A 12,401-nucleotide genomic window follows, 5' to 3' on the forward strand; every position below is an offset into this window, starting at 1 on the left:
CCTCTGTCGATCCCAAAACATGCAAATCGGCGGAGCATGATCAATTGTTGTGCTTGGGTACTTCCCACCACAAAAACAGCAGTGCGGGTGATCGGCAAGAAACCTTTGCTTTCGATTCCTTGCCTCACCCACACTCTTTGGTCCCGCTCAGTTGATCAGGGTCGGTTTCGGTGCGTGGGTCACGTTCGAGGGCAGAACCCCCAGGCGTTTCGCCACTTCGGTATAGGCGTCCGACAGGCTGCCCAGGTCGCGGCGGAACACGTCCTTGTCTAGCTTGGCGCCGGTTTCGATGTCCCACAGACGGCAGCTGTCGGGGCTGATCTCATCCGCCACGATCAGGCGCTGGTAGTCGCCTTCAAAGACGCGGCCAACCTCGATCTTGAAGTCGATCAGCTTGATGCCCACGCCATACATGACGCCCGACATGTAGTCGTTCACGCGCAGCGCCAGGGCGACGATGTCGTCCATGTCCTGCTGCGAGGCCCAGCCGAAGGCGATGATGTACTCTTCCGGCACCAGGGGGTCGCCCAGCGCGTCATCCTTGTAGGAGAACTCGACGATCGGGCGCGGCAGCGGCGTGCCCTCTTCCATGCCCAGGCGCTTGGCCATCGACCCGGCGGCATAGTTGCGCACGATCACTTCCAGCGGCACGATCTCGACCGCGCGAATGAGCTGCTCGCGCATGTTCAGCCGCTTGATGAAGTGGTTCGGCACGCCGATCTGGGTCAGGCCCTTCATGAAGAACTCGCTCAGGCGGTTGTTCAACACGCCCTTGCCTTCGATCACGTCCTTCTTTTCGGCATTGAAGGCGGTGGCGTCGTCCTTGAAATACTGCACCAGGGTGCCGGGCTCGGGCCCTTCATACAGAACTTTTGCCTTGCCTTCGTAAAGCTTCTTGCGACGTGCCATGGGGTCTCCACCAGTTCGCGGGGGCCATCTGCGGCCCCGCCGTTGCCCCGCCTATAAGGGAAAGGCCCATGGGGGGCAAGAATATCACGGCTTGGGAAGCGATGCTTGCGCTAGCGGGGTTGCCCTGCGCCCTGCGGGAGGGCATATCTCAGGTGACGGAATGCGAATTCCCCCCGATTGACTGACACATGACCGAAGCAAGGGACGATCATGACCACCTTTGACGACCGCGAAAGCGCCTTTGAAAACAAGTTTGCCCACGATGAGGAGATGAAGTTCAAGGCCGAAGCCCGCGCCAACAAGAAACTGGCGGAATGGGCCGGTGCCATCCTGGGCAAGTCCGAAGCCGAGATGGAAACCTATGTGGTCGAGGTGATCAAGTCCGACTTCGAGGAAGCCGGCCACGAAGACGTGCTGCGCAAGGTCACCGCCGATCTGGGCGACAAGTCGGATGCCGACACCGTGCGCGCCCAGCGTGCCGAATGCCTGGCCCAAGCCAAGGAAGAGCTGATGGGCGAGGCCTAAGCCCCACCACAAAGTGACTTGATGGGGCGCCTTCGGGCGCCCTTTTCCGTTTCGCCCCATGCGACACTGCGACGTTGGCGCAAACAGCTGGAAATTTTCGTCCGATCCTATATGACACGGCTCACGGAAACGTGAGCAGGCGGATGTCGGTTTCATTTTTCCCTCAAATTGGAAACGTTAACCCGCCCTTGGGACCCCGGGGGCAAGACTATCGCCGGGGTAGACTAAAGGGGGGTGGCACATGGCCCGCAGCAACAAGACCGGTTTCTTCAAGGCGTCCGAGCAGGCCTCAGGCATCGACCTGCGCAAGCTGGCCGCGCGGCAAATCCTGCCGATGGGCATCGCTGTCCTGCTGGTTGCCCTCATGTGGGACCGGGTGCAGGGGCTGGATCTTCGCCAGATTACCGCAGGATTTCGCACCGTGGGCCCGCTACAATGGCTCGCCGCCGCCGGATTCACCGTGGTCAGCTTCTGGGCCGTTGGGCGCTATGATGCCGTCGGTCACCGGCTGATCGGCTCGCCGACCCCAGGACGCGCCGCACTACGCACCGGGGTCGCGTCGATCGCCGTGGCGCAAACGGTGGGATTCGGCGTCATATCCGGCGCTTTCGTGCGCTGGCGCATGTTGCCGGAGCTTTCGCTGGTGCAGGCCTTCCGCCTGTCGATGACCGTCGCCGTTACCTTCCTGGCAGGCTGGGCCGTGGTCGCCGCACTGGTTGTGCTGGCCATACCTCTGCCCTTGCCAGGCGCAACCCCGCTTGCGCTGTTGGCGCTGAGCGTCGCCACCCTGGTCGTAACCCTGTCGATCTGGCGGCCGGGCGTATTGGCTCGTATCCAGTTTCCACCGCTGAAGGCCATGGGCGCCATCGTCGCGCTGACCTTCATCGACACCGCCTTTGCTGGCGCCGCCCTCTGGGTGCTGCTGCCCGAAGGCGCGCAGATCGCGCCGATGATCATGATCGCCGCCTTCATCGTCGCCCTGGGCGCGGGCCTGGTCTGCGGCACCCCAGGCGGGGTCGGCCCGTTCGAGATGACGCTGCTGGCGCTTTTGCCCCATGTGCCCGAGGAACCGGTGCTGGCCGCCGTGCTGGCCTTCCGCGCGGTCTATTACGCCGCGCCCGCGCTGATCGGCGCGGCCGTGGTGATCCGGGGTCCGCGTAAAGAGGAGAACGTGCCGGACCCGGCGCTGGAGGCTGTGCAGCCGGTCGAGGCCCCGACCCTGTCACCCCGGCTGGACAAAGCCATCGCCCAAGCCCCGCGCGCAGAGGCGAACCTGCTGCGCCATGGCTGCCTGTCGCTCTTTACCTCACCGGGCGCGAAACCCGCTGCGCTGACCGCGCCGGTGGGCCAAAGCCTGGTATTCCTGTCCGATCCGCTGTCACGCGAGTTCGACGAGGCCCGTTTCCTGTCCGATGCCCACAATGCAGCCAGCGCGCGGTTCCTGGCCCCACTTCTGTACAAATCCGGTGCCCGCATTGCCGCCGCCGCCCGCCGTGCGGGCTGGGCCACCCTGCCTTTGGCACATGAGGCCTGGTTGGACCCGGCCGGGTTCACCACCGACGGCTCATCGCGTCGCCAGCTGCGCCGCAAGCTGCGCAAGGCGGAAGGCGCGGGCGTGGTGGTCAGCGCAGGCAGCGCCCTGCCGCTTGCCGAGATGGACGCGGTCGCCCAGGCTTGGGCAGACGCCCGCGGCGGCGAGCGTGGCTTTTCCATGGGCACCTGGGATCCGGCCACCCTGCCCTGGAGCCGGGTCTTCCTGGCCCGCCAGGACGGCAGGCTGATCGGCTTCCTGACCCTGCATGCCAATGACAATGAATGGACGCTTGACCTGATGCGCCAGCTGCCCGACGCGCCGGACGGCACCATGCACCTGCTGCTGGCCGACGCGATTGCCGCCGCCGGGGAGGCAGGCGTGGCACGCCTGTCGCTGGCCGCCGTGCCGCTGGGCAAACAGGACCACGAACCGGAGCTCTTCCACCGTCTGCGCGACCGGATCGACCGGATCTCGGGCGCCGAAGGGCTGCGCCAATTCAAGACCTGTTTCGGCCCGAACTGGGAAGTGCTCTATATCGCCGCCCCATCGCGTGCGGGCCTGATGCTGGGCGCCGTGGACGTGATGCGCGAAATCTCGGCCAAGCGTGGCAAGGCAAAGCGCAATACGCCCCTTCGCAACACCCTGCGCCGCAGGCAGGCTTGACGGGCGCAGCGCAAACGCGCCTCATGATCTTCATGCACGGTTCCGATTTGCACATGGGGCCAATCCATGGCAATGACCGCGCCAGAAACACTGCAACCATAAGGTGCCAAGATGAGCGACGCCCTGACCCGCATGCTGACCGACAATGCCTGGCTGATGGCCGATGGCGCGACCGGGACCACGTTGTTCAACATGGGGCTTACCTCGGGCGATGCGCCCGAGCTGTGGAACGTGGACGAGCAGGACAAGATCCGCGCACTCTATCGCGGGCCGGTCGAGGCGGGCAGCGACATCTTCCTGACCAACAGCTTCGGCGGCAACGCGTCGCGGCTGAAGCTGCACGGGGCCGAAGGGCGCGTACGCGAGCTGAACAAGGCCGCGGCCGAACTGGGCCGTGACGTGGCTGATGCCGCGGGCCGCACCGTTGTGGTGGCCGGCTCCGTGGGGCCGACCGGCGAGATCATGGAGCCGATGGGCAGCCTGACGTATCAGGGCGCGGTCGAGATGTTCCATGAACAGGCCGAGGGGCTGAAGGAAGGCGGCGCAGATCTGCTCTGGGTCGAGACCATCTCCGCCCCCGACGAATACAAGGCCGCCGCCGAGGCCGCCCGCCTGGCGGACATGCCCTGGGTCGGCACGATGAGTTTCGACACCGCCGGGCGCACCATGATGGGCGTGACCAGCGCGGACATGGTGCAGCTGGTGGAAAGCCTGCCCAATCCGCCGCTGGCCTTTGGCGCAAACTGCGGCGTGGGGTCTGCCGATCTGCTGCGCACGGTGCTGGGCTTCGCCGCCCAGGGCACCGAACGGCCGATCGTCGCCAAGGGCAACGCGGGCATTCCGAAATACGTGCACGGCCATATCCACTATGATGGCACACCGGAGCTGATGGCGGATTATGCCGTGTTGGCGCGCGACTGTGGCGCGAAGATCATCGGCGGCTGCTGCGGCACCACCGCCGAGCACCTGGCCGCCATGCGCGAAGCGCTGGAAACCCGCCCCGTGGCCGACAGCCGCCCGACCCTGGAAGAGATCGCCGAGAAACTGGGCGGGTTCTCGTCCACCTCGGATGGCACCGGCGAGGACGAGCCGCAGGGCCGCCGCACCCGCCGCCGCCGCGGCTAAGCCACACGGAAATCACGCCTCCCGTCCCCACGGACGGGGGGCTCCCGCCACGCGGGGTCGCATCAAAGATGCGCCCGCGCCTGTTGGGCATGGCCGGTCCTGCTGCGCAGGCCCGGCGGCCTTCGGCGAGGATATTTGGGGAAAGATGAAAGAGCTGTCAGAACAAACTGAGCTGATCGCCGCGCTGCGCCGGGCGCTGGAACAGGTCACGCCGGAGCGGCGGCAGGTCCCGTTTCAGCCCCAACCGCCGGGCGGCTACGTCAAACCGGTGCGCCAGCAGCCGGGCGAACTCCCCCTCCCCCACCATGCGGGTGCCGAAGGCGGCATCGTAATCCTCCCCCCCGCGCATCTGGCGCATACGCCCCATCACCCGGGCGGCGCGATCCGGGAAGGCCTCTTCCAGCCATTCACGAAACAGCGGACCGACCTCACCGGGCAGGCGCAACAGGATATAGCTTGCCGCCACGGCGCCCGCATCACGGGCAGCAGACAGGATCGCCTCCAGCTCGTGATCGGTCAACCCGGGCACAACCGGCGAGACCATGACGCGCACCGGCACACCGGCCTTGGCCAGCCGTTCGATCATCTTCAAACGGCGCAAGGGCGCGGGCACGCGCGGTTCCATCGCGCGGCTGACCGCATTGTCCAATGTCGTGACGGACACACCAACCCCGGCCAACCCGGAACGCCCCATTTCACCCAGAATATCCAGGTCGCGTTCGATCAGCGTGCCCTTGGTGACCACGCCGACCGGGTGGCGGAACTCCGACAGCACCTCAAGCAGCCCGCGCATCACGCGGTAGCGGCGTTCGATCGGCTGATAAGGGTCGGTATTGGTGCCAATGGCGATCGGCGCAACATCGTAGGAGGGGCGCAGAAGCTCGGCACGCAAGCGATCCGGCGCAATCGGACGAGCAATCAGACGGGTTTCGAAATCCAACCCCGCCGAATAGCCCAGATAGGCGTGGGTGGGCCGGGCAAAACAGTAGATGCAGCCGTGTTCGCACCCCCGATAGGGGTTGATGGACCGGTCGAAGTTCAAATCCGGCGAAGCATTGCGCGTGATCACCTTGCGCGGGCTTTCCACCGAAACCTCGGTGCGCAGCGGCGCCGTCTCGGGCACCTCCCACCCGTCATCCACAGCGTCCACCACATAGGGTTCGAATCTCCCCGCCCGGTTCGACAGCGCCGCGCGCCCGGCGTGAATCACAGGTTTCGTCATGGGGGTGGGCCTGTTCTGCGTCATGCCGTCACACTAGAACATAAAGAGAACATTTACCAGTCACAATCGGCCCATGAGTCGGTTGCGGAAAGCTTGGTGTCGCTATTCGCCTATACTGAAAGGCGCTTTGGCTTCATCAAGGATCAAGAAGAATCGCGTCACGACGCCCCAGCCCGGAGCTAATACATGTCCGACCAAGAAGACGATATCATCCTCAGCGAGCTCAATGACGAAGAGCTGACGTTGCAGATGCATGACGACCTCTATGACGGTCTGAAGGAAGAGATCGAAGAAGGCGTCAACATCCTGCTGGAACGCGGCTGGCAGCCCTACAACATCCTGACCGAGGCCCTGGTGGCCGGCATGACCATCGTCGGCAAGGACTTCCGCGACGGCATCCTGTTCGTGCCGGAAGTGCTGCTGGCGGCCAACGCGATGAAAGCGGGCATGGCGATCCTGAAGCCGCTGCTGGCCGAAACCGGCGCGCCGCGCATGGGCAAGATGGTGATCGGCACCGTCAAGGGCGACATCCACGACATCGGCAAGAACCTGGTTGCCATGATGATGGAAGGCGCCGGCTTCGAAGTGGTCGACATGGGCATCAACAACCCGGTCGAGAACTACATGGAAGCGCTGGAAACCGAGGCGCCCGATATCCTGGGCATGTCCGCCCTGCTGACCACCACCATGCCCTACATGAAGGTCGTGATCGACACGATGGTCGAACAGGGCAAGCGCGACGACTATGTCGTGCTGGTCGGTGGCGCACCGCTGAACGAGGAGTTCGGCAAGGCGATCGGTGCCGACGGCTATTGCCGTGACGCCGCCGTAGCCGTGGAAATGGCCAAGGACTTCATGTCGCGCAAGCACAACGCGCTGTAAGCGGCGCCAGTTACCTCTGACTGATGGGCCCTGCTTCGGCGGGGCCTTTTCTTTTTTGTCTGGATAGCCTCCATCGAGCGTCAGCGAAGATGAGTGTCACACGCCGCGCAGCGGTGCCGCGGCTGCATTGACCCGGCAGGCGAATTCGCAAGCGAATTCTGCCGGGAGGGGGCCCTCCCCACGGGAGGGCGCTTTTGCAACGCTTCAATCAGAAATGCTGTTCCGGATTGGGCAAGTTGGTCGCCTCACAAAACCGTTCCCAAGCGCCCACCCAGGGTCGGGCGCCGCCCCGCTGCTTCTCACTTAAAACACTCCCCTTCCCTTTTCCCCGCAAAGCCCCCACATTCCCCCCATGTCAAAGACACGTTTCTTCCTTCTGATCGCCCTTGTGATCGCCTGCGCCGGGCTGACCGTCTGGATTGGCTCCATGGCCGCCATGGCCGGCAAGCTTGACGGGCAGGTCGCAATGGCGCTGATGCCGCTTCTGCTGCTGGCCTCCATCGCCTGGCGCGGCATCAGCGAGCGCAACAAGGACTGAGCCCCCCTTCGCGTCGCGAACAGAGCGGGCGAAGTCGCCCCCGGCCCTCGCCTTCCCCGCGGACGCGGCCTATCCTTCCAGAAGACGCGAAGAGGCCCATCCATGACAGATCCCACCCAAAGCGCCCCCGAAGACGCCACCCTGACCCGCGACGGACTGGCCCCACGAAAGCAGGGCCGCATCCTGGTCCTGGCCTGCGGGGCGCTGGCGCATGAGATCATCGCCCTGATCCGCGTGAACGGCTGGGAGCACCTGGACCTGACCTGCCTGCCCGCAATCTGGCACAACACGCCCGAACGCATCCCCGCCGCAGTGGAAGAGGCCGTGGCCAAGCACCGCGACGCCTATGAGGCGATCTTCGTGGCCTATGCCGATTGCGGCTCGGGCGGGCAGTTGCAGGCCACTTGCGAACGTCTGGGCGTCGAGATGATCGAAGGCCCGCATTGCTACAGCTTCTTCGAGGGCAACGACCGCTTTGCCGAACATGGCGATGGAGAGATCGACGTCTTCTACCTGACCGATTTCCTGACCCGCCAGTTCGAAACCTTCGTGATCAAACCCCTCGGCCTCGACCGGCACCCGGAGCTGCGCGACATGTACTTCGGCCACTACACGCGGTTGGTCTATCAGGCACAGACCGACAATCCGAAGCTCGACGAAATGGCCCGTGCTGCCGCCGCGCGCCTGGGCCTCGCCTATGAACGCCGGTTCACCGGCTACGGCGACTTGGAGACCTCCCTGCGCGCTGTGGCGAAGGACTGACCCCTGTCGGTGGAAGTTTGGTAGGCCCGGCAGGATTTGAACCCGCAACCAAAGCGTTATGAGCGCTCTGCTCTAACCGTTGAGCTACAGGCCCACCGTGCCCTTGGCTTATCAGGCCAGACGCGCGGGTCAAGCCCGTGCAGAGGGGGCAGATTTGACCGAAACTGTTTTCCGCCGCAAACTGACGCAAGGGCAACACCACGATTGCCCGTCAATAATGGGAGGGAAACATGAAAAAACTTTGTCTTGCACTTGCATTGTCCGGGAGCCTGGCCGCCATGCCGATGACCGCGCAAGCCGCCCCGTACCCGAGCAGCAGCAATAACAACAACGGGCTGGTCGTGGGGCTGGTGGTCATCGCCATCGTCGGAATCGTTCTGAGCACCCAGGGTATTGGCAGCGGACGGTTTTCCGCGATGGACCGCAAGGGCGATGATGGCCGCGAGAAGGGCCGCGTGCTTCAGGAATTCTGATCCGGCCTTGCTGATGCAACCCACCAGCGCTTGAACGAGAGCACCCATCGGCGCCCGCAGTGTAAAAACAAGGCGCCGGAGCCTTCACGGGACAGTCTCGCGCGTTGCAAATGCCGCCCCCATGGTCTATCGCAGCCCCAAGCAATTTGCGGGCCATTTCGGGGGACATCATGACGGACGGCAAGAACGGCATCACCTATGCGGATGCGGGCGTGGATATCGACGCGGGCAACGAGCTGGTGGAGCGTATCAAACCCGCCGCCAAGCGCACCAACCGTCCCGGCGTGATGGCCGGTCTGGGCGGCTTCGGCGCGCTGTTCGACCTCAAGGCTGCGGGTTACACCGATCCGATCCTGGTCGGCGCCACCGACGGCGTGGGCACCAAGCTGCGCATCGCCATCGACACCGGCAACGTGGACACGATCGGCATCGACCTGGTCGCCATGTGCGTGAACGACCTGGTTTGTCAGGGCGCCGAGCCCCTGTTCTTCCTTGACTACTTCGCCACCGGCAAGCTGGAAACCGACAAGGCCGCGCGCATTGTCGAAGGCATTGCCGAGGGCTGCATCCGCTCCGGCTGCGCGCTGATCGGCGGCGAGACCGCCGAGATGCCCGGCATGTATGACGCGGGCGACTTTGACCTCGCGGGCTTCGCCGTGGGCGCCATGGAACGGGGCGAGACCCTGCCCAAGGGCGTGCGCGAAGGCGACGTTCTGCTGGGCCTGGCCTCGGACGGGGTGCATTCGAACGGCTATTCGCTGGTGCGCAAGCTGGTTGAAGTGTCGGGCCTCGGCTGGGACGCAGAATGCCCCTGGGATGCCTCCACCACGCTTGGCGAGGCGCTGCTGGCCCCCACGCGCCTCTATGTGAAACAGGCGCTAGAAGCGGTGCGCGCGGGCGGCGTGCATGCGCTGGCCCATATCACCGGCGGGGGCCTGACCGAAAACCTGCCCCGCGTGCTGCCCAAAGGGCTGGGCGTGCTGGTGGATCTGGACGAATGGTCCCTGCCCCCAGTGTTCAAATGGCTGGCTGCGACCGGCGGTATGGATCAGGCCGAAATGCTAAAGACCTTCAACGCCGGTCAGGGCATGGTGCTGGTGGTCGATGCCGCCGAGGCCAAGACCATCCGCGCGCTCTTGGAAAAGGCGGGCGAGACCGTGACCCAGCTGGGCACCGTCACCCATGGCGAAGGCGTGAAATACCTCGGCTCGCTCTCGTGAAACGCGTCGCGATCCTGATCTCCGGCGGCGGGTCCAACATGGTCACGCTGGTCGACAGCATGCAGGGCGACCACCCGGCGCGTCCCTGTCTGGTGCTGTCGAACGTGGCGGGCGCGGGCGGGCTGGAGAAAGCTCGCACCCGCGGCGTCGATACCGCCGTGGTGGATCACAAGCCCTATGGCCGCGACCGCGAAGCCTTCGAGGCGGCGTTGAACGAAGTCCTCGACGCCGCCCAGCCTGACATCATCTGCTTGGCCGGGTTCATGCGCGTGCTGACCGAAGGGTTCACGCGCCGTTGGGCGGGCAAGATGTTGAACATCCACCCTTCGCTGCTGCCAAAATACAAGGGCCTCAACACCCATGCCCGCGCCATCGAGGCGGGCGACGCGGAGGCCGGATGTTCCGTGCACGAAGTCACCGCCGAATTGGACGGCGGCCCGATCCTGGGCCAGGCGCGCGTGCCAATCGAACCCGGCGACAAGCCGGATGCCCTGGCCGCCCGGGTTCTGGTGATGGAACACCAACTCTACCCCGCCGTCTTGCGCCGCTTTGCCGACGGCGACCGCAGCCCGGTGATGCTGCCTTGAGACCCGACGCGGTGCCCGGAATTTTCGAAAATTCCGGTCCGTTTTCTTCGAAGAAAACGGTCAGAGCGGACAACTGGGGCCCAAGCCTTCCCTTTCCGGGAATTTCCGCGTAAACCGGACAAACGCCGACCAACGGCCCGAGCAGAAGGCACCGCATGAAGACCATCACCACCACCGAGGCGCTCGAGGAATTCTGTACCCGCGCCGCCTCGTACCCATACGTTACCGTCGATACCGAATTCCTGCGCGAACGCACCTATTATTCAAAGCTGTGCCTGGTGCAGCTGGCAGTGCCTGGCGAGGATGACGACGAGGACGCAGTGCTGGTGGATCCGCTGGTCGAGGGCCTGTCGCTGGAGCCGATGTATGAGCTCTTCCGCAACGAGGACGTGGTCAAGGTCTTCCACGCCGCGCGCCAGGATCTTGAGATCTTCTTTGTCGAGGCCGACGTCTTCCCAACGCCGCTCTTTGACACCCAGGTTGCCGCCATGGTCTGCGGTTTCGGCGACCAGGTCGGCTATGAGACCCTGGTGCGCAAGATCGCCAAGGCGCAGCTGGACAAGTCCAGCCGCTTTACCGACTGGTCGCGCCGCCCGTTGACGCCCGCACAGAAGAATTACGCCATCGGCGACGTGACCCACCTGCGGGTCATCTATGAATGGCTCTCCGCCGAGCTGGAAAAATCCGGTCGCGCCAAGTGGGTCAAGGAAGAGCTGCGCGTTCTGACCGATCCGGCGACCTATACGATCGAACCGGGAGAGGCCTGGAAACGTCTGAAAACCCGTACGAATTCCGGCCGCTTCCTGGCCGTGGCACGGGAACTGGCACGGTTTCGCGAAGGCTATGCCCAGGCGCGCAACATCCCGCGCAACCGGGTGATGAAGGACGACGCGCTGCTTGAGCTCGCCTCGACCAAACCGCGCAACATGCAGGAACTGGGCCGCTCGCGCCTGCTTTTGCGCGAGGCGCGCAAGGGCGAGATCGCCGAGGGCATCCTGGCCGCCGTGGCGACCGGGGTGGACATGCCCAGTGACCAGATGCCCAAGCCGCAGAACGGCGGCAAGGAAAAGCTGCAGGTGAACCCGGCCCTGGCCGATCTGCTGCGCGTGCTTCTGAAAGCGCGCTGCGAACAGGAGAAAGTGGCGCAGAAGCTGATTGCCTCGGCCGCCGATCTGGACGCGCTGGCGGCAGGCAAACGCGATGTGGCGGCGCTCAAGGGTTGGCGCGCCGAGGTCTTCGGCGAGGACGCGGTGCGGCTTTGCGATGGCAAGCTGGCGCTGGCGGCCAAGGGGCAACATGTGAAGGTGATCGAGGTCTGATCACCTCCCGGCGCCAGAAACATGTGCCAACAAGAAGGGCGGTCCTTTGACCGCCCTTTGTCATTTGCTGATGTCACCTGGGCTCAGCGGCGTGCAACCATGCTGTTCCCGGCGCCCTGAACACGGATCTGGCTGACCCCGGTCAGGGCGATATTCGACAGGAAGGCTGCCACATGGACCCGCCGCGAATGGGGTGTGCTCGTGCGGGTTCCGGCCCGCGAGGGCGTGATACGGAACATGTAGGTCACGACGCCGTCCTCGGGGGCACCATCGTTTTCGGGCACCAATTCGGCATCCCAAAACCCCTGGCGTGGCGGCAGGCCTTCGGCATGCACGATGACACCGGACGGCGTCTGTTCGATACGCAGCGACGTAACCTGCGCGATCGCCTCACGGAAATCCCGGTCCTCTGCGTAACCTTCAGGCGGCTCGAGCACGACAAGGTCGCCCCGGTTGCCCGTGCTGAAATTACCAAATCCGAAACCGCCGCAGCCCACAAGCGCCGACAGGGCAGCAACAGACAGAAACAGACGTGCAAGCATGACTTCCCCCTATGAACCTGCATTGGGGTTAGCCGATGGAAACGGAATTGAAAAGCCATTCCTGTCGGGTCTGGACCTTTGACGCACAAAGGCCTAGGTC

The 12,401-nt window shown here is 64.5% G+C and carries 13 protein-coding genes and 1 tRNA gene; 10 read left to right on the plus strand and 4 right to left on the minus strand.

The annotated features are described in order from the left end of the window. Positions 1-147: 147 nt before the first annotated feature. On the minus strand, positions 148-909 hold the full coding sequence (purC, locus tag ACO07D_RS18965) for a phosphoribosylaminoimidazolesuccinocarboxamide synthase (protein ID WP_421704489.1): 762 nt from the start codon (positions 907-909) through the stop codon (positions 148-150). Between the two features lie 210 nt (positions 910-1,119). Here purC and ACO07D_RS18970 point away from each other — a divergent pair, with 210 nt between their 5' ends. The 3 genes from ACO07D_RS18970 to bmt all read left to right on the plus strand — a co-directional run bounded on the left by ACO07D_RS18970 (position 1,120) and on the right by bmt (position 4,756). Further along, complete coding sequence (locus tag ACO07D_RS18970; RefSeq protein ID WP_421704490.1) at positions 1,120-1,434, plus strand: DUF1476 domain-containing protein; 315 nt, start codon at positions 1,120-1,122, stop codon at positions 1,432-1,434. 241 nt (positions 1,435-1,675) lie between these two features. Continuing rightward, on the plus strand, positions 1,676-3,631 hold the full coding sequence (locus ACO07D_RS18975; protein WP_421704491.1) for a phosphatidylglycerol lysyltransferase domain-containing protein: 1,956 nt from the start codon (positions 1,676-1,678) through the stop codon (positions 3,629-3,631). Between the two features lie 111 nt (positions 3,632-3,742). Continuing rightward, the gene (bmt, locus tag ACO07D_RS18980) at positions 3,743-4,756 is read left to right on the plus strand and encodes a betaine--homocysteine S-methyltransferase (RefSeq protein WP_421704492.1); all 1,014 of its coding nucleotides are present in this window, start codon (positions 3,743-3,745) and stop codon (positions 4,754-4,756) included. A gap of 157 nt (positions 4,757-4,913) precedes the next feature. On the opposite strand, the gene ACO07D_RS18985 is transcribed toward bmt, so the two are convergent. Continuing rightward, a complete protein-coding gene (locus ACO07D_RS18985) occupies positions 4,914-5,978 on the minus strand; it encodes a PA0069 family radical SAM protein (protein ID WP_421704493.1) in 1,065 nt (354 codons plus the stop codon). Positions 5,979-6,164: 186 nt separating this feature from the next. On the opposite strand from ACO07D_RS18985, the gene ACO07D_RS18990 reads away from it, so the two are divergent. The 3 genes from ACO07D_RS18990 (at position 6,165) to ACO07D_RS19000 (ending at position 8,160) form a co-directional block, all read left to right on the plus strand. Beyond that, positions 6,165-6,860 carry a corrinoid protein gene (locus tag ACO07D_RS18990; RefSeq protein ID WP_421704494.1) on the plus strand — a complete coding sequence of 232 codons (696 nt, stop codon included), beginning with the start codon at positions 6,165-6,167 and terminating at the stop codon, positions 6,858-6,860. Positions 6,861-7,212: 352 nt separating this feature from the next. Then, a complete protein-coding gene (locus ACO07D_RS18995) occupies positions 7,213-7,398 on the plus strand; it encodes a hypothetical protein (RefSeq protein WP_421704495.1) in 186 nt (61 codons plus the stop codon). A 102-nt stretch (positions 7,399-7,500) separates the two neighbouring features. Further along, on the plus strand, positions 7,501-8,160 hold the full coding sequence (locus ACO07D_RS19000; protein ID WP_421704496.1) for a DUF1638 domain-containing protein: 660 nt from the start codon (positions 7,501-7,503) through the stop codon (positions 8,158-8,160). Between the two features lie 18 nt (positions 8,161-8,178). Here ACO07D_RS19000 and ACO07D_RS19005 read toward each other — a convergent pair. Then, positions 8,179-8,254, minus strand: a tRNA-Ile gene (locus ACO07D_RS19005). Positions 8,255-8,390: 136 nt separating this feature from the next. On the opposite strand from ACO07D_RS19005, the gene ACO07D_RS19010 reads away from it, so the two are divergent. The 4 genes from ACO07D_RS19010 to rnd all read left to right on the plus strand — a co-directional run bounded on the left by ACO07D_RS19010 (position 8,391) and on the right by rnd (position 11,759). Beyond that, positions 8,391-8,633, plus strand: coding sequence for a hypothetical protein (locus tag ACO07D_RS19010; RefSeq protein WP_421704497.1), 243 nt, complete (start codon positions 8,391-8,393; stop codon positions 8,631-8,633). Between the two features lie 170 nt (positions 8,634-8,803). Then, positions 8,804-9,853, plus strand: a complete 1,050-nt coding sequence (gene purM, locus ACO07D_RS19015) for a phosphoribosylformylglycinamidine cyclo-ligase (RefSeq protein ID WP_421704498.1) — start codon at positions 8,804-8,806, stop codon at positions 9,851-9,853. Beyond that, the gene (gene purN / locus ACO07D_RS19020; RefSeq protein WP_421704499.1) at positions 9,850-10,440 is read left to right on the plus strand and encodes a phosphoribosylglycinamide formyltransferase; all 591 of its coding nucleotides are present in this window, start codon (positions 9,850-9,852) and stop codon (positions 10,438-10,440) included. The genes purM and purN overlap by 4 nt, the downstream gene beginning before the upstream one ends. 155 nt (positions 10,441-10,595) lie before the next feature. Further along, positions 10,596-11,759: a ribonuclease D gene (rnd, locus tag ACO07D_RS19025; RefSeq protein ID WP_421704500.1), complete on the plus strand. Its 1,164-nt coding sequence runs from the start codon at positions 10,596-10,598 to the stop codon at positions 11,757-11,759. Between the two features lie 83 nt (positions 11,760-11,842). Here the strand turns inward: rnd and ACO07D_RS19030 are convergent, their stop codons facing one another. Next, complete coding sequence (locus ACO07D_RS19030) at positions 11,843-12,301, minus strand: hypothetical protein (RefSeq protein WP_421704501.1); 459 nt, start codon at positions 12,299-12,301, stop codon at positions 11,843-11,845. Positions 12,302-12,401 lie beyond the last annotated feature (100 nt).

Source organism: Aliiroseovarius sp. (genome assembly GCF_965228805.1).
GTDB lineage: Bacteria > Pseudomonadota > Alphaproteobacteria > Rhodobacterales > Rhodobacteraceae > JASBTN01.